This is a genomic window from Paraburkholderia sp. PGU19 (assembly GCF_013426915.1).
Classification (GTDB): Bacteria; Pseudomonadota; Gammaproteobacteria; order Burkholderiales; family Burkholderiaceae; genus Paraburkholderia.
Map to the genome: position 1 here is coordinate 2,965,970 of NZ_AP023179.1, position 20,942 is coordinate 2,986,911.

At 59.8% G+C, this 20,942-nt stretch carries 14 protein-coding genes and 3 pseudogenes; 5 read left to right on the forward strand and 12 right to left on the reverse strand.

The genetic code is table 11. The annotated features are described in order from the left end of the window. Positions 1-71 precede the first annotated feature (71 nt). The gene (locus tag H1204_RS51375) at positions 72-422 is read right to left on the reverse strand and encodes a LysR substrate-binding domain-containing protein (protein WP_180730960.1); all 351 of its coding nucleotides are present in this window, start codon (positions 420-422) and stop codon (positions 72-74) included. A gap of 704 nt (positions 423-1,126) precedes the next feature. On the opposite strand from H1204_RS51375, the pseudogene H1204_RS13535 reads away from it, so the two are divergent. Then, a pseudogene (locus tag H1204_RS13535) lies at positions 1,127-2,097 on the forward strand (hypothetical protein). Between the two features lie 122 nt (positions 2,098-2,219). Here H1204_RS13535 and H1204_RS13540 read toward each other — a convergent pair. Both H1204_RS13540 and H1204_RS13545 read right to left on the reverse strand, forming a co-directional pair. Continuing rightward, positions 2,220-2,587 (reverse strand): annotated as a pseudogene (locus H1204_RS13540) (2,4-dienoyl-CoA reductase); the annotation flags it as partial. 38 nt (positions 2,588-2,625) lie between these two features. Further along, complete coding sequence (locus tag H1204_RS13545) at positions 2,626-2,994, reverse strand: nuclear transport factor 2 family protein (protein ID WP_180728703.1); 369 nt, start codon at positions 2,992-2,994, stop codon at positions 2,626-2,628. A 225-nt stretch (positions 2,995-3,219) separates the two neighbouring features. Between H1204_RS13545 and H1204_RS13550 the strand changes: the two genes are divergently transcribed. Together H1204_RS13550 and H1204_RS13555 are read left to right on the forward strand one after the other, a co-directional pair. Next, positions 3,220-3,372, forward strand: a complete 153-nt coding sequence (locus H1204_RS13550; RefSeq protein ID WP_180730961.1) for a helix-turn-helix domain-containing protein — start codon at positions 3,220-3,222, stop codon at positions 3,370-3,372. A 1,384-nt stretch (positions 3,373-4,756) separates the two neighbouring features. Continuing rightward, positions 4,757-7,099: a S53 family peptidase gene (locus H1204_RS13555; protein WP_180728704.1), complete on the forward strand. Its 2,343-nt coding sequence runs from the start codon at positions 4,757-4,759 to the stop codon at positions 7,097-7,099. Positions 7,100-7,789: 690 nt separating this feature from the next. Here H1204_RS13555 and H1204_RS13560 read toward each other — a convergent pair. The 4 genes from H1204_RS13560 to H1204_RS13575 form a co-directional block, all read right to left on the reverse strand. Next, a complete protein-coding gene (locus tag H1204_RS13560; protein ID WP_180728705.1) occupies positions 7,790-8,116 on the reverse strand; it encodes a hypothetical protein in 327 nt (108 codons plus the stop codon). 91 nt (positions 8,117-8,207) lie between these two features. Beyond that, positions 8,208-8,774 (reverse strand): DUF5625 family protein, encoded by a 567-nt coding sequence (locus tag H1204_RS13565; protein ID WP_180728706.1) that lies wholly within the window; start codon positions 8,772-8,774, stop codon positions 8,208-8,210. A 366-nt stretch (positions 8,775-9,140) separates the two neighbouring features. Then, entirely contained in the window at positions 9,141-9,923 is a 783-nt protein-coding gene (locus H1204_RS13570; RefSeq protein ID WP_180728707.1) for an OST-HTH/LOTUS domain-containing protein, read from the reverse strand. 387 nt (positions 9,924-10,310) lie between these two features. Further along, on the reverse strand, positions 10,311-13,451 hold the full coding sequence (locus H1204_RS13575; protein WP_180728708.1) for an acetoacetate--CoA ligase: 3,141 nt from the start codon (positions 13,449-13,451) through the stop codon (positions 10,311-10,313). A gap of 444 nt (positions 13,452-13,895) precedes the next feature. On the opposite strand from H1204_RS13575, the gene H1204_RS13580 reads away from it, so the two are divergent. Continuing rightward, positions 13,896-14,222: a hypothetical protein gene (locus tag H1204_RS13580; RefSeq protein WP_180728709.1), complete on the forward strand. Its 327-nt coding sequence runs from the start codon at positions 13,896-13,898 to the stop codon at positions 14,220-14,222. Between the two features lie 2 nt (positions 14,223-14,224). On the opposite strand, the gene H1204_RS13585 is transcribed toward H1204_RS13580, so the two are convergent. From H1204_RS13585 to H1204_RS13605, 5 genes and pseudogenes are all read right to left on the reverse strand, one after another. Then, positions 14,225-15,394, reverse strand: coding sequence for a GNAT family N-acetyltransferase (locus H1204_RS13585; protein WP_180728710.1), 1,170 nt, complete (start codon positions 15,392-15,394; stop codon positions 14,225-14,227). A 115-nt stretch (positions 15,395-15,509) separates the two neighbouring features. Then, positions 15,510-15,707 carry a hypothetical protein gene (locus H1204_RS13590; protein WP_180728711.1) on the reverse strand — a complete coding sequence of 66 codons (198 nt, stop codon included), beginning with the start codon at positions 15,705-15,707 and terminating at the stop codon, positions 15,510-15,512. A gap of 355 nt (positions 15,708-16,062) precedes the next feature. Beyond that, a complete protein-coding gene (locus H1204_RS13595; protein ID WP_346015746.1) occupies positions 16,063-16,440 on the reverse strand; it encodes an RNA-guided endonuclease TnpB family protein in 378 nt (125 codons plus the stop codon). Positions 16,441-16,462: 22 nt separating this feature from the next. Then, positions 16,463-16,980, reverse strand: a pseudogene (gene phaP / locus H1204_RS13600) (TIGR01841 family phasin); the annotation flags it as partial. Positions 16,981-17,087: 107 nt separating this feature from the next. Beyond that, positions 17,088-17,312, reverse strand: a complete 225-nt coding sequence (locus H1204_RS13605; RefSeq protein ID WP_180728712.1) for a hypothetical protein — start codon at positions 17,310-17,312, stop codon at positions 17,088-17,090. Positions 17,313-18,652: 1,340 nt separating this feature from the next. Here H1204_RS13605 and H1204_RS13610 point away from each other — a divergent pair. After that, positions 18,653-20,302, forward strand: coding sequence for a sialidase family protein (locus tag H1204_RS13610; protein WP_180728713.1), 1,650 nt, complete (start codon positions 18,653-18,655; stop codon positions 20,300-20,302). Positions 20,303-20,942 lie beyond the last annotated feature (640 nt).

Below are 20,942 nucleotides of genomic sequence, written 5' to 3' on the forward strand. Positions count from 1 at the left end.
CAAGGGCGAGACCGGTCGGGATGCGTCGGTCTGCCGTGTTGCTTCAGATAATCGGGCGTTGCACATGTCACTCACGATGCCCGGCCAAGCGGATGCGCGATTAGCGAGAGCTCGTCGGCGTTGCCGCCGCGGACGACACAATCCACGTTCTCGCCAATGAGATCGACCCGCCGGTCGTTCACGCCGCGATCGACACGTATGCCGGGATATCGCGCAATGAACTCGGGCAGGGCGGGGACCAACACGCAGCTTGCGTTCGCCGAGCCGATGTCGATGCGCAGCCGTTCGCGCGGACGCTGATGTGCGCTGGCAAAACTCGAGTCGATCGGACGGCCTGGGCTGTAGCCGCCGGGTCCCTGATCGCCACCGGGTCCAGCATTGCCGTAACGTCCAGAAGCAGCGGCTGCGCCGCCCGTTGTCAGTGGCGTAAAGGAACCCCGCGGGTATGCCGTTACGGGACCGGTACAGCGTTGCCACGGTTACGTTGCCACCATTGCCGCGCGGCCAGGTATTCCGGGAGCCACCATCGTCGCCTCTTCCCCCGTCACCACCAGTCGCCCAGCCAGGGTGCGAAGTCCAGCGTTCGCCCGGTTTGGCTTGGTGTCCTCCCCATCAATTTGGTGCCATCGGTGCATTGGCTTGCGCAATGTAACCACCGCACGTGCATGCGAATTTGCATAAGTTGAAATGTGCTGCATCGCTGATCTCATACGACGATCCTGTTCAGCTTAAATTCCCACTCAGTTTGCTTTCGAATGCCCTACTCTGCCGGTCGGCTTTGAGGTGCCGCACACATAAGCAAGGAATAAGTGAGGCGTTGGCTCGTTTACGTATAAGCGGCTTTTCGTTTGAAGCATTGCAGACTATCTGAGTTTGCCCAGCCGCCCTCGCAGCTGGGGTGGTCCCTAAATGAAGGAGGTGCCCCATGAAAGCTCCGCGTCAGTTCTCTGCCTTCGAATCAACCACTCAGCTTCTCCGCTCGTCGAAACTGCATTCGCTACCCCGCTTCATGCCCCGGCATTTACGCGGCGCTGTGTGTGGAATCGGTCTCGTTGCATTGTCGTTGGGATCCTCCGTTGCAATAGGAGAGCCAATCCTTCCACCGACATCCACTGTCGCATCGACGGTGCCAAACAGGGGCGATGTCAATCCGTACGGTATTGCGTTCGTGCCCAGCGGCGTGCCGTCGTGGAGCACACTGAGCCCAGGAGACGTCGTGGTGTCCAACTTCAACGCCGCGTCGAACAAGCAAGGCACGGGGACGACCATCGTGAAGCTCGTGACCGACAGCAAGCCAGTAGCCTTTTTCCAAGGACAGAATCTGGGCCTCACCACCGCACTTGCAGTGCTTAAAAGCGGCTTTGTGCTGGTGGGCAATCTTCCGACGACGAACGGCAAGAACATTCGCCCACCCGGCTCGCTATTGGTCATCAACCCCAAGGCAAACTCGTTGGTGAACTGAAAGATTCCACCCTCCTGGACGGTCCGTGGGATATGACGGTAGCCATCGATCAGGGGCCGCGAGTCACGGCGTTCGTCTCGGACGTGTTGAACGGAACAGTGGCAAGGATCGATATCAACATTGGGGACAGCGGCGCGATGCTTTTGGGTAGCTCGCACATCATTGCGTCCGGCTACGCGCACCGAACCGACCCCGCGGCGCTCGTTGTCGGCCCTACGGGACTAGCCTATGACGCGCCCCATGATGTCCTCTATGTCGCATCAACCGGTGACAACGCAGTATTCGCAGTCTCGGGCGCGCTGGCGCTCACGCACGATGGTGGCATGGGAAGGCTGATTTATCAGGACAACACCCACCTTCACGGGCCGCTGGCATTGGCGCTCGCGCCCAATGGAGATCTGGTGACGGCGAATGGCGACGCAGTGAACCCCCCTGATCCTCAGCATTCGAGCGAAATCGTCGAGTTTACGCCCGGCGGTACTTTCATCGCGCAGATGCAGGTCGATCCGGCAGCGGGTGCCGCATTCGGCCTCGCGTTCGGACTCAGCAGCAGTGGCCAGTCCCAGTTCGCGGCAGTCAACGACAGCACGAACACAGCCACTGTCTGGACGTTGCGCCCGAGCAGTGGCAACTGACGGATGAAGAGAGTGGTTCCGGGCGCTAAGGTCGCCGCGGCACCGGCTTTAGGGGTGGCCCGTCAATGTCCATAGGTCGCAGCCGTAACAAGGCGCTGCTTCCATGACGCTAACGGCGCGCCTTACGGGCCATCCCACTGGCGGTAACGCCGTGTCTGGCATGCCGCAGCCAGTTGCTGCAACATCAGAGCGTTGAGCGGCGAGACGTGCGGATCAACAGTGCGCCCCTCGCTGAGCCGCTTGAGTTGGAACTTGATGACCGCCATATTGGCCAGCGAACCCAGCGTCTTGCTTTTCCATCTGATCGGACGCAGCATCGGCGCGTTGTCCTTGTCATGCTGCCAGTCGCGCGGCAGCTTCGGATCGGTGGATAGCGCCGTCTCGATACCGACCATCTCGATGCCTCGACCATGTGCTCTGCCACTGCGCGGCGGCGAATGTCTCCCGTGACCATCAGGGGCATGCTCGCGACGGCCCTGATATCGCGCGAATTCGAGAAAGTACGCTCCGGGGTGCACCCGAAGCCACTCACAACCTGGATTCAGTGAACATCCCGTTACCGTTGACGCTGTCCGTCGCAGGAACTTCATCCTGCATCACGTCCCAATGCTCTGCAATCTTGCCATTTTCGACGCGAATAATATCAACGGCCACCATTGGCCTTGGACCACACCCGGTATGCCGGCCGTGAAACATTACGCAGTCACCTTCCGCAACGACAAGCCCGGCTTCGTACTTGAAGTCGGGTGTCAGATTGGCGACTAGTGCCTTGATTGCAGACGGGCCATTGGGTATCAGTGGATTGTGCTGCTGATAGTTGTCGCTGAACAGTTGATCAAGCACGCTGGCGTCTCGACTGACAAAGACCCGGGTGATTGCTTCCAGGACCAGGGTCATGTTTGCCTCAGTGCTTCTGAGATGTAGTCATCGCTTCGCTCCAATTGATGGCTGAATCGTCGAACGCCTGCACCCTACATAAAGGTACAAATCTGTACCTTTATGTAGGGTGTACGTTTGATGTACCTTTGCCAACCACATTTACGCTGGACAGCATGATGACGAAGACTACAAGGCGCGGCGCACCCAAGCGAGGGGAGCCTACAGCCTACAGCTCGTGAACGCCTGGTTGAGACTGCGATAGAACTTTTCTATCAGCACGGAATTCGGGCCACCGGCATTGATACGGTGCTCGAGCGCTCCGGTGTATCAAAGTCTTCCCTATACCGAACCTTTTCATCCAAAGCTTGGTGCACGCGACCCGCATCGCCTGAGTGATCAGCTAACGCTTCTGATGGAGGGGGCGTAGAGCTATATCCATTCTTGAGGAAGATGGCTAGGCCACCTCGCTTGGAGATCTGGAGTATTTTGCGAACCGGCAATCAGCCTTCGCGTTTGCCGTGCGGTGCGGCACCGCATTCGCGGACGATGAGCCGATGCCACGACCTCCATGTGATATCCAGCTCAGCTGAAGCGTTGTAGCAAGCTGCCGTTTAGATTCGTCGGGCGCAACGTAGGATTTGCGGCTGGCTGCTGGAGGGCCAGCGAGCGCGTGTCGCTACGCCACTACGTCATGTGCTCGACGAACGACGGTCTCAGAACGCCCCGTTACCGCCGGTCGAGCAGTCGCAGTTGCAAGGGCAGATATCTGAGTGGAACGGCCATTCCCTACCGTCACTCGAGGACAAGTCATCGGCCATTGCGAACGTTCGGCTGTCGGCGGTGGTGAGGTGGCTTTAGGCTACTTCTCTGCCGTTCGGAGAAAGATCAGGCGACTGTACGTCATCGGGCTGGTGTGGACCGATCGGCGTTTTCCGATCGGACCCGGACCTCCAAAAAATGACATATACCGCGCGAGACGCCGGTGTACTCGGCGCGCACGCTCGATGCGGTTGCCGCGCACGCGCAAGCCGCCGGATGAGCACTGCGCGGTAGGCCGCGTGAGTAGTCAGCGGCATCAATCCGCCGCGCGGGATCGAACGATCGTCTTTAGTGATGCTCCGCGAGGCCCCTCTTTTTTAAGGACATTCCCTACTATCCAGACGCGGAAGCGGTGCGCCGTAGGAGCTGAAAATGTGGCCCCGTTTCAGCGCGCTGCATGCGATATTCCCGTTGCAAAAAAAAATGGTAAGGTCCTCTCACCGTCTGTCCGGCAACTAACCCGCGAATTTCCATCAAGCTTGCTCGCGCGGTGCCGACAGACCAATCATCGCTTTGTGCGCCCCAACCCTGTATCCAATGTGACGCGAACAACGATGATCCAGCTCAATCGGATTGCTATCGGCCTTGTCGAAACCGACGAGCACGCCCAATTCTCTGGTTATTTCGCGAGGCCGGCAGCCCGTTTCATTTCATTAGGTAAACGTAACGCGTGGGCAGGCTTGAATCGCTCACGTGGCATCGTAACGGCAATCTGCGCGGCCTGTGCGCTGATGTCCGGATTAGGCGCATGCAGCTCGCAAGCGCAGACATCGCCCGTTCCACCTTCTGCCCAGCCACCTGCAAGCGTCAGACTCTGGTGCGCCGAGCCGCCCGGCTATTACCCGTCCGTACAGACCTGTGCGAGCGGCTGGCAGCGACGCGCGTCCGATCTGCCCGCCTCCGCGGTTTCTCCACCCGTGCTGATAATTCCGGTCCAGCCTCCCGCAGAAGGACGATCCCAATGAAAACTATCCGACCGGTTCGGTGCACGCTCGCGCGTGCCACCTTTGTGACCGCAGCGCTCGCGCCGATACTGCTTGCGGGATGCGGCGGTGGCAGTGACGACTCGACGGCGTCGAGCGGCACGAGCTCCGCGAAGCTCGCCGACACCTCGTCAGGTACGAGTTCGGTGTCGTTGTCGCCGCTGTCAAGCACGGTGGCGAGCACGCTGGTGAGGCCGGCGTTCTACACAGCCCCGGCGGTGTTGAACCCGCCCTCCGACATCGACAGCGCGGCGCCTTTCGCGTCGGCCAATCAGCCTCCTGCCGCGCAAGCGTCGACGTCGACAATGGCGGCCGTGTCGCTTGCGCAGTTGACGCCGCAAACGATTGCACGGCACGCTACGAGGACTGCGCGGGCGGCGACGAATTCAACGCAGATAACGACGTATACGCCGGCGCAGATTCGCGCGGCCTATCAGCTACCGCCGCTGCCGTCGTCGTGGAGCAATGTGAGCGCGAGCGAGGCCGCGCAAATGGGAGCCGGACAAACGATTTACGTGATCGACGCGATGAGCGATCCGAACGTCGTCAAGGAACTCGCGGCGTTCAACCAGAAATTCGGCTTGCCGGGCTGCACGACGACCACCATCGCGCCGTACGCGTCGCTGCCGCTCGCGGCCCCTAGCAGCAACGCGTGCCAATTCTCGGTCGTGCGCTCGACGACCAGCGGCGCGATGACGTCGAACGCGCCGCCGTACGACTCGGGCTGGGCCACCGAAATCGCGCTCGACGTGCAGTGGGTCCACGCTACCGCGCCGCTCGCGCGCATCGTGCTGATCCAGGCACCGGATGCGTCGACCAGCAGCCTGATCGCGGCGGTCAACCTCGCGAACGCGATGGGGCCCGGCGTCGTGTCGATGAGCTTCGGCGCCCCCGAAGGCTCGTGGACCGGCTCCGTCGATTCGGCGTTCAAGCACACGAACATGACCTACGTGGCCGCTACCGGCGATAACGGCACCGGCGTCGAATGGCCGTCCGTGTCGCCGAACGTGCTGGCCGTTGGCGGCACCCATCTGAGTTACGACGGCACCACCAGGAACGAAACGGTGTGGTCGGGTACCGGCGGCGGAATTAGTCAGTACACCTCGGTACCGGCGTATCAGACCAAGTCGGTGCCTGGACTCGGCACGCTGACGAAGCGCTCGGTTGCCGACGTGTCGTTCAACGCGGATCCGTTCAGCGGTCAGTACGTCGCGGTCATCACGCCCGACGCGGCCGCGCCGAGCTGGTACAGCGTCGGCGGCACCAGTCTGTCGACCCCGCAATGGGCCGGCATCGTCGCCGTCGCCAATGCACAGCGGTCGCGCAACAGTCTCGGCGAACTCGGCCTCGCGCAGGCGCAGTTGTACGGTACCGTCTCGACCGACGCGGGTCTGTACGCGACTGCGTTCTACGACGTCACTTCGGGCAACGACGGTTACTGCTCGAGCTGCTCGGCCCATACCGGCTACGATCAGCCGTCGGGTCTCGGCACACCGGTGGTCGGCAGCCTGCTGTCGACGCTCGGTGTGTCCAAGGCGCCGCCGCCGGTCGTGTCGGCCGCGACGGTCAAGGGCACGGCGGGCAGCGCACTGTCGTTCATGGTGGCGGCCAGCTCGTCGGACCCGCTCAGCTGGTCGCTCGCGAATGCACCGCGGGGCATGAGCATAGATAGCTCCGGCCAGGTGACATGGGCGCAGCCGGTCGCCGGCACTTACAAGATGACCGTGACCGCGAGGGATACGGTCACCGGCTCGACGGGCAGCGCGAGTGCGAACGTGACCATCGTCGCGGCATCGAAGCCGGTCGTGCAGGCAACGACGATCGCGGGCCAGGCGAAACAGCCGCTCAGCTATCAGGTCGACGTCAGTGCGGCCGATCCGGTCAGGTTCTCGCTCAGCGGCGCGCCTTCGGGCATGTCGATCAGCAGCGCCGGCGTGATCAGCTGGAGAACGCCTGCGAAGGGCACGTATAGCGTCAGCGTCAAGGCGACCGACACCAGCAACGGCCAGTCCGGTTCGGCGACGATGAGCGTGCGGATCTCGTCCGAGGCAACGGGCCCCGTGATCTCGGCTGCGCCGATCAGCGGTGTTGAGGGCCGCGCGGTCAGCGGCGTGATCGATATCGAGGACCGAGGCGCGGACAACGTGCAGGTCGACATCAAGGGCGCGCCGTCCGGCATGGTGTTCGTCGAGAGCGGGCCGGGCTTGGTTGCCAAATGGCGGCACCCGGTCGCCGGAACCTACATACTGACGCTGACTGCGGTCGATTCGGCGGGGCTCAGCTCGCAGGCAAATCTGGTGGTGACGATCGGCACGCGCTGAGCCGACTCGTCGCGCTGCCGCAACGTCGCTGCCGGCGACGTTGCGGCGCGCTGTTGGTGAAAGCGCGGCTTGGGAGCGGGAAGGCAGCGAGTCTGTGGGTCAGCATCGCAGCCGTACAGTGGAAATCTATTCGTACAACGACATAACGAAAGCCTTCATCAGTCTCGCGAACGTCCAGGGCTCGAGCGTTCCCCATCCCGGATACTCGGACGGCGGCTTGCTCACTTCGGGGAGCCACGCGATCGCACCGTCCCCGTCAGCCCGTCGCCCCCCCTATTCCCAGTGAATCTTCCATGCGTGCGACGGTTTGCCTGATCGAGGGTCTGTCGACATGTGACTATCAATTGCTCGGTGGGCACGGCCCGAACGGACGTTGCCTGATGGCGGCGATCGGCACTTCCTGGCCGAATCCGGGCCGACAGCAAACGCACCATACCGACCCATAAGAGACCCTCGACTCACCCAACAACGGCCATTCATTCAGATGGTCCATAATTGCCAGCATATCGAACATGGCTGATGACCGACCAACCAATGTCCCCAGACGAAATCAACACAATGCTCCCAGCTGTTTGAAGCGTGGTGCCAGGCCCTTTGCGACATTTGCGATTGTTGATTCTCAGTGAGGTCAACTCCTTGTTGAGCTAACTCGAGAATTCCCCGCGGCATTGGATGACGCTTATAGATAATTCATTTTCCTACTCCCGTCATTTCGAATAGCCTAAAAGCAATTCGCGCAGCTACGATAAATCCAAATAGCACTAATAGCATCGATGCGAGCGGAATAATTAGCGTTTTTCTTCTTTCGCCTTTACTGTCATAGAGAATGTAATTGGAAAGTCGCGGGTACGCCTTGATGCGAAAAGGAATTACAATGATGGCCAAAAGCGCGAGCACAAAGTCAGCGATCCGCCAACTCGTACCTGCTTGCTCCTTATTGAATGCATGGAAATAGAAAAACATTAGCAAGCTTAATAGAAAAATAAAGTCGACGACATGTCCTATCTTCCTATTCATTGCGACCCTCCAGTTGTTCGTCCGGCTCCGATCTCATACGAGTGACCCGATCGATGCTACGATGATCGTTAGAGTTGGCAACGCGATCTCCTCAGTCGCTGAGTGGTACTGTATTTGGGTGCCATCCAATATGAACCGCGCACGGTATTCCGGAAAACTCTGGTACCGATTTTACGGTACCAATTTCCACGTGATAGACGCCCGGCCTTAATTCAACGCCATACATGTATCTCGAATAGTATCCGTTGTGATCGCTACTAAAGCGATGCGCGATCACCCCTTCAACATTGTGGATGTGGTCAATAATTACCGACCCCGTGATATCGACAATCCTTATATGGATTGGAACGATTAACCCCGGCCTGCCATAGCGACCGTCAGGATATCGTGAACCGTCGCCAACGACACGGATTACTCGCTCTTCATCGCCCCGTCCCTTGTAGTACACGTTGAGGAGAAGTTGATATACACGATGTTCCGTGACTTTAATGTCGATCCTTATGGTGGAATCGGAGCGACTGATGTCGAATGGCGCGATATCTTCCGGTAGATTTCGGACCGGTCCGGCCATCGACGGCGTGGTACCAAGTAAAAGTAGCCACGTGGAAACCGAAAGGATTAATGGCCTGGCCATCATCAAAAAAGCACGCTTTGGCATGCGTCTCACTCCTTCGCTCTAATATCTTGGCGCACAATTCGGCGTCGTTTCGAATGATCACTGAAATCTCGGGACACCGTTTGTGCGCTGGACAACCTGGCGAGCGCCTTGATTGACTGCCCTGTCGGCCGTCCATCGGCGATTGTCAGCAATCTTTGAGTCAACGTCGAACGGCCGAAATTGGCCGAACTCTGCCTCATGCGCCGACGATTCCGCCCGCTCGCCAAGGGTTATGCAAAAGACACGTTGCAGCCCATTACAGCCCATCATGCCCCGGACAAGCGGACTGTCGTACCGCGCAGAAGCTTTGATTCCAATCTTTTAACACTGCTGAGCACATTTTATGGGTTTGACCATTTGACTACTTCACGTGGGCCGATGGGTGGCGGTGTTAGTACCTCGCTCTCTGAACCAGGCGACGCGGGAGTCACCGACGTTCGCGCGGTACTGCAAATCGAATATGCGTGATTCGCTGAGTACTTGCCCCCAAGACCGACAACCGTACTCGCGCGGTGTCCGACCAGGATACCTTTCGACAATGAACGCGACGGCATCGTCGAGTTTTGTCCAACCACCGATTGCCAGTTCGGCGGTGGCTTCACGGAGCGCGCAATCAATTCCAGACAACGCCCATTCAATCGTCCCGTCAGGCCTTCTGCCGTCGATCAAAAAGTCTGAGAATTCTGGGGTCTGCACCAAGTCCGCCATAAGTGCCCTAGATTTCTCCATTACGTAGGCCCACCGACGCAGCCGCTCGAAGTGCCCGTCAATCCGTCCGTAACACTCGTTCAGATAGACTCGCGCGGCGGCGCAGCCATCGGTACACCAGAGATTGAAACGATCAATGAAGTGGTGCGCCAGCCCGTTGCGCAACGCGATCAGATCGTTCAAATCCGCCTTAGTCTGCGCGTAGTCCGCAGCGGACATCTGAAGTTTGATTCGATAGCCGACCGCAAGGGTATCGGGAACTATAGTCTTCCAATCGGGCGCTGAATTGGGAGCCTCAGCGGCCACCACGAATGAACCTAAGAGTCTTTTGACCAAGGCGCCGAGACTGTCCGTCGCCAACTCGTCAACGCGCTCCGCCCGAACTTGCTCTAACTCGTGGACTCTACCCATGATTTCATGATGGGCAACAAGCTTCTTCATCAGCTGCTCGTATTGCTGAAGCCGCAGTAAGCAGCGGCCTAGAAGACGCTGAACCTCTCGTTGCTATCCCGGCACGGCGCCATTTTTCATTGTCTTGTCGACCTCAGCATTGGACCTTAGACGAATGCGCACAGGCTTAGCGCCATATGCCCCTCCAAGTCTGAAAGGTTACCTGAGTTGGTATGGATGTCGGCTATTGGAGGCAACCCTCCACTGCCCGTTCCTCGCCAAACCCGGAGGATCGTCGCTTACCGGCGATTCGCTCGCCCTCGTGCCATGCCGAACTTCCGTAACCGACCCTAAGCTGTCTCGCGTCGTAATTGACTGAACGTCTGATATTTATCTCCAGGCGGTCATTCGACGCGAACCGTGACTGGGCGCTAGTTTCTATGTTTGTAGGATTGGGCGCGACGACGGTTGGGACGGCGGCGCGTCGCCGCGCAACGCGTCGTCGAGCGCCCGTGCAACCCCCAGCATATACGGCTCGACGAGCATGTCACTGTGGCCGCCTTCTACCTCGACGACCTTCAGCCCGGCGCGCGCGACACGTCGCCACAGTGACATCGGATCGGCGCGGTCCACCAACGGAATCAGCGCATCCATATACAGGATCGGTCCGGCGCGATATCGCCGCGGCCGGTATCGCGTCATCGCAACCCGCATGGTCTCGCGCACGCGCCGCTGCATGGGTGGCAGCCCGACGGCATCAGGTGCCGGCTTGTGTGCGGTGCGTCCGAGTCGCAGCCGCATGCGGTCGAGCGCACCAGCGAACTTGCCGCGCATGAATCGTCCGCGCTGCGCAGCCGGCATCTCACGCAGCGTATGCCACTGCCGCGCGACGTAGTCAAACTGATGACGCAGCCACGCATCCCACGGCAGACAATGTTCGTGCACGTACGTGTCGAGCATGCACAGCAACTCGATCTCCTCGCCCGCGCGATGCAGTTGCTGCGCGATCTCCATCGCGATCAGCCCGCCGAACGAGTAGCCGAACAGCGCGTACGGCCCGTGTTCCTGCACGATGCGTATCTGCTCGATATAGCCGCGTGCCATCTCGACGACGTCCTGTTGCGCAGCCTCCTTGCCTTCGAGAAGACGCGCGATGAGTCCGTACACCGGCCGCGGGCTCCGCAACGCGCCGATCAGCGCACGGCATTCCAGCACCGATCCGGTGACGCTGTGCGCGACGAACAGCGGCGTACCACTTCCAGCGCGCATCAGCACCAGCGATTCTGCCAGGGCGTCGGCCGCATCGTTGACCATGACGTTGGCAAGCCCGGCGATGGTCGGCGCCGTAAGGAGCGTCGTGAGCGAAATCGTGCGGCCGGTCGCCTGATGCACATGCGTCGCCAGCTCGGCGGCGAGCAGCGAATCGCCGCCCAGATCGAAGAAATTGTCGTCGCGAGCGATCGGGCTGAAGCAGAACAGGCTCTCCCACAGCGCTTGCAGGTAAGGCTCGAGCGCCTCGCGAGTGGTGCCGGGCGGCGGCAGCGTGCGCATCGCGAGATTCAGCGCTGGATGCTGGCGGATCACGTCGAGACATTCGGGGTTGCGCAACGCCGCTGCGTTGGCAACCGGCAGCCCGTTGATCGCATCGCGCGCAGCCGCTTCGGACGGCTTGCCGCTGTGCGTGACCGGCAATGCATCGACCGCGAGGATCACGTCCGGCACGTGCGCTGGTGACGCGCGGCGTGCGAGGTCACGGCGCACCTGCGACTGCAGCGCGACGGTGAGCGCGACGCCGTCCTGCAGCACAAGAAGCAGGACAATGCAGCGCTCACGCGAACGCGCCGGTACGCCCGTGGTCACAGCAGCGCCCCGCGCGGCGGATGAAGTGGGCGAACCACGCCCATCGACGACCATCGCGTCACGGATACCGGGGATGTTGTTCAGTACACGGTAGATCTCCGCAGGACCGACTTTGACGCCACTCACGTTCAGCACGCCGTCGCAGCGGCCGTGCATGCGCGCGGAGCCTTGCGTCGAGAACTCGACCAGGTCGCCATGTGTCCAGACACGCGGATTCGCCATGAAGTAGGCTTTATGAAAGCGGGAGCCATCCGCATCGCCGAAAAACCCGAGCGGTCGTGACGGGAACGGATTCGCGCAGACCAGTTGGCCGACGCCGTGCGCGGGCGCGCCGTTCTCCCACGCCTGCACGTCGAGCGCAAGGCTCTTGCATTGCGCCTGGCCGACATACACCGGCAGATTAGGGTTGCCGAGCACGAAGCAGCCGATGATATCGGTCCCGCCGGAGATCGACTGCAGCGGCAGGTTGCCAACATGCTCGCGCACCCAGTGATATTGCCCGTCGTACAGCACCGCGCCGGTCGACATCATCGCGCGCAACGCCGAAAGGTCGAATTGCCGTGCGGGCTCGAGGCCCGCCTGTTCGCACATCTTCAGGTAAGCCGGGCTGGTGCCGAACATGCTCACGCGCTCGTCGGCGACCAGCTGCCACAACGTATCGACGGACGCGAGCGGGCCGTCATATGTGACGATCTCGACCCCGGACGCGAGCGCCGACAACTGCCAGTTCCACATCATCCAGGCGCAGCTGGTGTGGAAGTAGAGCTTGTCGCCCGCGCGCAGGTCGGTATGCAGTCGGTGTTCCTTCAGGTGTTCGAGCAGCGTGCCGCCGGCGCCGTGCACGATGCATTTCGGCTTGCCGGTGGTGCCTGACGAAAACATGATGAAGAGCGGCTGGTTGAACGGGAAGCGCCGCCAGACGAAGGCCGTTGCGTCGGCTTGGGCGATCAGCGCGCCGAGCGAATGAACCGGCAGCATGACGTTGCCCGGCAACGGCCCGTCGTCGAGGAAGACGATCCTTTCGAGCGAAGGCAAGGCGGCCGCCAGCTGCGCGACGTTTGCCGCCGGCGTGCGGCCGGTATTGGAGCCCCGGCTTGCGATGTGCGCAAACAGTAGGCGTGGCGAGAGCGGCGCGAAGCGGTCGAGCAGTGCGTCGGCGCCCATCTCCGGCGAGGCGCTCGACAGCGTTGCGCCGATCGCCGCGACTGCCAACGCAGTGACCACCGCCTGCGCGTCGTTATGCATCACCGTTGCAACCCGATCGCCGCTGCGCACTCCCAGGCGTTCGAGCGCGCTGGCAAGACGCGCGACGCGCTCGCGCAGCTCGCCGCGCGTGATCCGCACCCGTAGCCCGTCGGCGTGACATTCGCACAGCGCCGGCGCATCGGCGCCGGCGACCCTCAGGTTGAGCAGGTTGTCCGCATAGTTGAGCTCGACGCCGGGGAAGAAGGTGGCGTGCTCGCAGTCGTCGCCGACACAGACCGGCTCGGTATCGCCGCCGTGATCGATGTCTTCACACCAGCCGAGAAAAAATCGCCAGAAGGTCCGGTACTCGCGTACTGAGAACGCGTGCAGCTCCGCGTAGTCGGCCAGCAGGAGGCCGGTGTGTGCTTCGAGCACCGCGGTGAACTCAGTCATCCGGGATGCCGCGATGCATCGTTCGGTCGGCACAAACATAACGCGCTCGGCGGAGCCGTGGCGCTCCAGATCTTTCATCATCAGATCCTTCCGTAGCATGCAAGCGCCGCGCTGCGGCGCAGGCCGCTCGAAGACCGGCGTTTGGGGAGCGCAGTTGAGACCCCGGTCGCTTGCGGCGGGATGATTCACTTAGAGATCAGGGTGGGTCACCCGAGTCACCACGTTATTGGTTTGCGATGGTGCGATCTGTTCGTCGCCGAACCAAACTGGCCGGAAGAAACCGTGATTCCGGCGGCCGCTCTGCGTCGCTGGCTATGTCAACCTGGTTTGTGCGACATGTGTCGTGGTTGGCCGCGCGTTATGCGGCATGTAGCAGGCCCTTCTGTGCCTCGTCAGAGCAACAAAGGCCGAAAGGACGAACGCTCTGATGAGCACCTTGTTACACCCCCTGGGAGGGTGTTCGCCACGGACGAACGGGCCCGAGCTCGCGTGACGGGAGCAAGGGCGGCGTTAGCAAGATGCGCAGTGAAAAGCGAAGGCTTGACGCCGGCCGACACGCAGGAGCGCCTTCTCTACGAACTGGGCAGCGGGCAGTGGAACATTCCCGAGCTGCGCACGCTGCTCGAGCGGGTGCTGTCCGGGAGCAAACCCTTCGAGGACTACGAGGTCAACGTGGCCTTCGACACGATCGACGCGAGGAACATGTTGCTCAACGCCCGCCCGATCGGTCGTAACCGCACGCCGTACTCACACCCGTCGGTGCAAAAATTGGCATCGACACGGGGTACAGCGCGACCAAGTTTGCCTAGGCCGCCGGATGAAGCGAAATCCGCGCAACGAGCAATGCCTTAAATCTATTCGCTGACTGGATCTTGCGGTAAAGACCCAGTGCGTCCACTTTCTGCAGTCGCCTCCTTGGAACCTGGCTTCAACCCTTTAACCGCTGCGATCAAGGCTTTTGCAGTGCTCGCGGCCCTATAGCCCAAAAGGCCCCATGTGTTGTTAGCGACATTTATAGACCAAGTATAGCTGCGGTTGCCACGTGTCCAGTAGTCCTTATATTTTTCCGACCCCGGGCAGAAGTCAACGTCGTACCCTTGTTCAAACGCCCATTTGATGGCAGCTTCCCATGCAATTGAACCAGGTTTGTACTGACTATACTTCAAGTCGAATCCGGATATAACACCGGTAGCAAGTGGATTGCCGTGGCTCATAATGCAAGCGGAGATCAGCACATCATTAAACTTCACAACGTGTATGCGTGCGGGCGCATTATCACCCCCATATGTGAGCGTGGCTACAAGAAAATTCTCATAATGCCGTGAGAACAGCCAAGCGCCTTTCTTATTAACCTTCTCGGCCCACTCACGTTTGGTTGCAAGAATCCAGTGAATAACTTCAGCAATCCCTTTACGATTCTTTGGATCCATCATAAAAACTTCAAGCTTGCCCTCTTTAGCGAGGCGTCGCTCTAACTGCCCGGGCTTTTTGTTGAACAACGCACCCAGCGACTTGGTATAGGTAGCCCAATCGCTGTATTCATGTAATTTCGCAATCCAGCAAACATTCTTTTGTACACTGAGAATATGTTTCTCCCGTTGCGCAAGACGATGAATTGCAGATCCTTCGTTCATGTACGGCAGGCGTATTAAATCTGCTTTACACTCTGCGCGTGCGGCTTTCCAAGCGCGTTCTACTAGCATTGCAGCATCGCGGCGGTCTTCCATCAACGGGCCAGTATAGTCAGCAGAATCTGAACCTAGCGGGAGGAGGTATCTCCAAAGTGCGCGACGATGCGTGACCAGAGGCCACACAAGGCACAGCTCACCGTTCTCGCGCATCACTATGCAGTGTAGAGCGCGTCCGCGAGGTTTAGCTACATGAAGCCAAGCTAGCAGAGAAACATCGTAGCGCTGAAAATACCGCCCATTCACTTTCAGCCACAATAGTTCCCATTCAGACTTGAGAGCAGTGAAAGCCGCTTCATCTCGGATGATATCGAGCCGAATATTACTGTCGTTCATAGTGCCCTCGCTCGGCCCGCCTGCATGTATAGAGGAGGCGGGATCGCGTGAATGGACCGATGATGCGCGCCAGACGTGGCACGCGCATGACCGATAATTGCGGGCGGGTTGCCGCTCAGTGTTTTCGGGCAACCGCTCGCAGAACTGAAACGCCGTCGCGGGTGAGGCGGGGACGTTGGGCTCCGGACGCCGGCTGTTCGAGGGCGACCAGCTGGCGTTCCAGCAGGGTATCAAGCTCTTCGCGGTTCAGGTCGATTTGCTCGCCGGCGGCCTTGACGAGCATCAGAGTGGCGAATTCGTGAGGGCTCAGCATGTACGTGTCTCCGTATTATCTGGATGGACATTGCGGAAAAGCATAAGTTACCGCAAAAGCTCCCGGGAACGTCACTATTCGGTAGCTATTTCAGTCATTTTATAACCAAGCCTTGCGAATTCGGCAGCCTTCAAGCCGGGGCCCAAATGTTAAATCGGAATCCGGTCCGGTCGGTATCGGTTCTTGCCCGTAAAGCCACGACGTCTGTTTTTTCCCGCATCGATTGGCATCTGGCTAATTTCCGTTTTTCACCCTGGCGTGCGGGGCAGCGTGATGTTTCCGCGTCGCTCAATGCGACCGATACCGACAGGTGTTTGTTCAGCGCGCCCTGTCTGGACGGTGCAGCATGACGTTTCTATGTGATGCCAGCTTGACGTCCTCCAGCGAGACGGTCACGTCCGACCGCGAGAATGTTCCGGGCAGCATTGCGATCACGATCATGTATCGTCCCACAATGGCTGCACGTCCACTCTCTGATTCCAAGACCTGCGACACCTTTTGGCCCCGTGCGAGCACCACAGCACGAGCAGGTTTGGGAAGAAAGCGCCTCATCGACCTCATCGAACCATGCGCCTGCGGCAGCGCACTTGTACCGAAGCATGGTCCGGAACGTCGACCAGCCCGCGTCGAGCACAGACTTGCTGTGCAGTCCTTTCGCGAGGGCCGAAGCATTCACGTTGCCGACAAAGATTGCACCGTACTCGCGAGCGAGTCGCGTGCCAAGTTGATGCAGAAAATCCGATTCCGCGCCGAACGCTCTTCCAGGCTACCGCGGCGGCCATATCGAGGTTGCTTCGGGTGGCCTCACTGCCTGCCGGCCAGCCTGCTCCAGCGTTTCATAAAGCGCATTCGCGGCGGTGATCGCCCGGTCCAGCGCGGCTACGGCGGCCTCGGAGCCGGCCGGCGCGCTCTTCGCAAGGCCCTCCACCTGCGTTTTTGCTTGCCTGACCTGCGCTTCCCACTGCGCATGCGCGCACTGCACCAGGTCGGCCTGGGTGGCGGCAACGATGTCAAACGCCTGCCGGCTCCAGGCCTGTACCTTCACTGCGGCGAGCGCCGCCAGGCTGCTCTGCAGAGCCAGCCATTCCTCCGTCTCTTTCACGGACAGCGCCTTCTGTGCCAGATCAAGGGTCTCAGCAAGCGTCGCCCGGGTCGCCTGCATGTTCAGCTCGGCGAGCTTCCCAACGCCCTCGACCATACAACCGCTAAGGCCGAAGAACGTATCGAGGTTCGTCTTCTGGCTTGTAGCAAGCTGTTCGTCGCTGGGCTTGATGAAACTTCTGCAAAGGTGATCACGCGTGGGGGTCGCGCCAACGGGCGTTGCGCGCTGCGCGGGAGTAGCATCGCCGACGGGGGGCGGCGGGAAGAACAGGATAGTAATCATCCCTGGCCCTGAAGTTTTTCGCTCCACCGTCGCGGCGCAACAGCCTGCAGTACTGCGTCGCCGTCGCGGGTCAGCCTGAGACGCTGTTGCCCAGACGCGGGTCGTTCGAGTGCCACCAGCTGGTGTTCCAGCAGGGTGTCGAGTTCCCCGCGTCCGAGGTCGATCTGGTCAGGTGCGGCCCTGACCAGCATCAATGTGGCGAATTCGTGAGGACTTAGCATGTCTGTGTCTCCCGGGTCTACTGGAATGAGCGTTATGTAAGGCAAAATTACCGCTGTCATCAACGGTCGGTAGGTGTTCCAGTCTTTTTGTTTTTGACAGTCCACAGCTTTGGAACGGGAATGTTAAGTCCAAATCGGGGCAGAAAAATGAATATCGTGTATGAACAATATGTGTTTGATAGTCTGATTTTTATCAGACAAAAATGGTGATTCCAGCCCGGAAGCGGTTCGCACGTAGTTGGCCTTAAGACAACAAGGGAAACACCTGATGCCCGATGAACGTCAGAATGGCTTTGTTCGTCTCTCAGGTTCTTGCTCGAGCCCCCGGATCCAGAACTCTTCCGGCGACTCGTCAGTTCGCGTGGCAGGCGATGACAGGCATCGGCTACGCGATGAAGTGGGGCGACGTGAGCTTGACCTACCGGTATCTCGCCTTCTACGGCTCGGGTGATCAATCAACTCGTGCAAACGCTGCGTTTCAACGGTCCGAGCCTGAATGTGATCTTCAGGTGGGGATGTTCGCTGTGACGCAACCGCCGGCTCTGCGCCGCTGCGCGGCGAGGCCGGAGCGCACTTCAAGCGGGCGGCATTCGGTTCCGTATGCGCGGTCGGTTCATCGCTCGATCCGAGCACGAAGGTCTGTTATTTGAGTCGAGCAGCCGCTTGAAGCATCTAAACGCAAAACGAATGGCCGTAGATGGCCGCACCCAGTCCAACGATGAACTGGCGGTAAGCTCCACCGATGATGCTTCCGCATCGGGCAGCACCCCGACCCGTTTCTGCCGCTCGCAAGTTCACCTCGTCAATGTCCACAACGAGGGGCAACCCGGCACTCCGGGACAGGTGTCGCCAGATTGCTTTTGGGGTCCTGCCATGCCTCGGCGGGCGCGCAAAGTGCGGTTCATCGCCGCGCAGATTAATCAGTATTCCGGATGATAGACGATGCTTCTGACATCGACTTAAAACTGAAACCCCGATGCAGTCACCTTCTTCCTGCCATGAGCCGGATCGGCGGTAGTTGTACCGTTGAAAGGGCACTTGATTTGAGGGACCATTCTGCTTCTTCAAGCACATACATGCTTCAACCGTCTTTCTGCAATCCCCATACCACGTCAATAACAATGGGGACGGCGCGTCAGGAACCAGCACCCGTAATGAATTTTTCACACAAATCCCGTTCCCGCGATCTAGTGTGTTTTCGTACGTGCATCGGAGGCGCATCAGTTCATCTCTCAGGTAGCAAGCGTTGGATTTGCGGTGGAGCAAGTCGTTTTCGCATGGGTACGGGTGACAGAACCCGGCAGCGCGGAGGCGTTTTACCCTTTTTCGCGAGGCACACAATGAAATTCAATTTCAGACGCCTATCCAGCTTTGTTTCCCAAGGCATCGCAGCCGGCAGTGTCATCGCGCTCACGTGCGCGTTCGGGCCAGGCTCTCAGGCGCAGACGTTAGGACCGCTCGTCACGGTGGCCGCAGGCGATCCATTCAGCGGATGCACGGCAGACCAGGTGCATGCGCAGGAGTCAGCGCTCGGGAGTGTCCTCTTTCCGGCCACGTCGATCGAGCCATGGGTGGCGACCGATCCGATCAACCCGTCTCGCCTCCTCGTCGGCCACCAGCAGGACCGCTGGAACAATGGTGGCTCACGCGGACTCGTCGGCGTCGTCTCCAACGACGCTGGCAGCACCTGGACCAATTCGATCCCGCCCGGCGTTACTGACTGCACCGGGGGCAAATTCCGTCGCGCGTCCGATCCCTGGGTAGACTTTGCGCAAGACGGAACGGCATTCTTTTTCTCGCTGGTGTTGGACCCCGCGCAGCCGACGACTCCGTTTGGCGCACGCAATAGCGCGATGCTGGTCAGTCGCTCCGTCGACCACGGCGCGACGTGGCAACCGCCCGTTACGCTGATTCGCAACAACTCGCCGCACGTACTCAATGACAAGAACTCCCTCACCGCCGATCCGACCGCGAACAAATACGTCTATGCGGTGTGGGATCAGCTGAGCGTGTTCCCACAAACGAAGGACGCCGCCCAGTTGCTCGCGGAAAACGATGGTGTCCTGATCGCGCGCAAATTGCGTAAAGCTGCAGCGTCAGCAGCGGGCGGTGCCCCATTGTTCAAGTTTAATTTCACCGGCCCGAGTTTCTTCTCGCGATCCATCGACAACGGCGTGACATGGAGTACGGCCACCCCCATTTACCAGCCGGGCACGAACGCACAAACGATCGACAACATTGTGCGGGTGTTGCCTGACGGGACGCTGCTCGATTTCTTCACCGCGATCAATGTCACGCCGTCGGGTCTGAGCATCGGGTATATAAAGTCCGCAAATAAAGGCGTGAACTGGACAGGGCCGACATTCCCCCACGATATCAGCGTGGTCGGAGTGGTAACTCCGGACAGCGGTCAGCCGGTACGCGATGCTTCCATTCTCTACAGTGTCGCTGTGAACCCAAAGTCAGGGGCTATCTATCTCACCTGGCAGGACGATCGCTTTTCGAACGCGACCTGCACCACACCCACTGGGTCGATCCCGATCGATGGGATCGTTTTCAGTGAGTCGGATGACGGCGGGGCCACCTGGTCGACGCCAATGATGATCAACAAGACGCCGGCGAACGCGACGAACCCCTGCCGTCAGCAGGCTTTCATCCCTGCGGTGGTGGCGTCGGGCGACGGCAATACCGTCGTGGTGACCTACTACGACTTTCGTAATGACACGAACACACCTGCCGGCTTCGAGGGCACCGACTATTTCGCGGTGTTCTGCTCCACTGCGTGCACGAACCCCGCCAACTGGGGCGCCGAACAAAAGCTGACCACAGCCTCGTTCAACATGCTTGATGCTCCCGTGGCGGGTGGCCATTTCCTCGGCGATTACATGGGTCTGGCTGCTAGCGGGCCCGCGACCTTCTACCCGGTATTCGGCACGGCCACGAGTCCCAACGTGACGTCCGAATTCACCCGCAAACTCACATTGCCTTGAGCGCAAGCGGCGGCGACGGGGGAGTCGCCGCCAAATCCTCGCAACAACTCATATGGGGCGGGAATCGGCGAGTTCGCCGCGATGCTGCAGCAACCTTTTCGCTGCGTGATCGCCTTGGACTCCCGTCCCATGAACTACGAACCGCAAGATATTTTTTATGGTCTCCGTTTCTTTTTCTTGTACCAGTCATTCGGAAATGAAGACATGCGCGCGAAGCCGATCGTTTAATGGTTTGGCCATGTTGACCTGCCTGTAACAGGTAGAGAATGCCCGAATGTCCGTAGCGGGATAGGAATCCGACGTTACCATGAGAGATCACCTGCCTGCGCGAAGTACGGTTCATGGCCGAGCCCGGAAGTTCGGCGCACGAGCGCTCCGCATCTTCTGCAAACTTCCCTTGTCGTTGAGGGTTGTTCGACGCCTGCCGAGGTCGACACGACTGAGAATGGAGCGCGCACGTGTCGCGCAACGCTGCGCGGGACGACATTCCGGGCGCTACGAATCAAACGGACGCAGCTTGCATCAGGCAGGTCGCAATGAAGGAAACGACGTCACGTGTTCCCGGCAAGCCCGCCGTAACGCGCACGGATGATGTCGACGGGATGTCCGTTGAAGCTCTCGGAAACAATCACACTTTGCG

Excerpts from the sequence above, each read along its gene's own strand:
- H1204_RS13545 (WP_180728703.1), bottom strand. The coding sequence starts at position 2,994 with ATGACCCTGGTCCTGGAAGCAATCACCCGGGTCTTTGTCAGTCGAGAC.
- H1204_RS13555 (WP_180728704.1), top strand. The coding sequence starts at position 4,757 with ATGAAAACTATCCGACCGGTTCGGTGCACGCTCGCGCGTGCCACCTTT.
- H1204_RS13560 (WP_180728705.1), bottom strand. The coding sequence starts at position 8,116 with ATGAATAGGAAGATAGGACATGTCGTCGACTTTATTTTTCTATTAAGC.
- H1204_RS13565 (WP_180728706.1), bottom strand. The coding sequence starts at position 8,774 with ATGCCAAAGCGTGCTTTTTTGATGATGGCCAGGCCATTAATCCTTTCG.
- H1204_RS13570 (WP_180728707.1), bottom strand. The coding sequence starts at position 9,923 with ATGAAGAAGCTTGTTGCCCATCATGAAATCATGGGTAGAGTCCACGAG.
- H1204_RS13575 (WP_180728708.1), bottom strand. The coding sequence starts at position 13,451 with ATGATGAAAGATCTGGAGCGCCACGGCTCCGCCGAGCGCGTTATGTTT.
- H1204_RS13585 (WP_180728710.1), bottom strand. The coding sequence starts at position 15,394 with ATGAACGACAGTAATATTCGGCTCGATATCATCCGAGATGAAGCGGCT.
- H1204_RS13590 (WP_180728711.1), bottom strand. The coding sequence starts at position 15,707 with ATGCTGAGCCCTCACGAATTCGCCACTCTGATGCTCGTCAAGGCCGCC.
- H1204_RS13605 (WP_180728712.1), bottom strand. The coding sequence starts at position 17,312 with ATGCTAAGTCCTCACGAATTCGCCACATTGATGCTGGTCAGGGCCGCA.
- H1204_RS13610 (WP_180728713.1), top strand. The coding sequence starts at position 18,653 with ATGAAATTCAATTTCAGACGCCTATCCAGCTTTGTTTCCCAAGGCATC.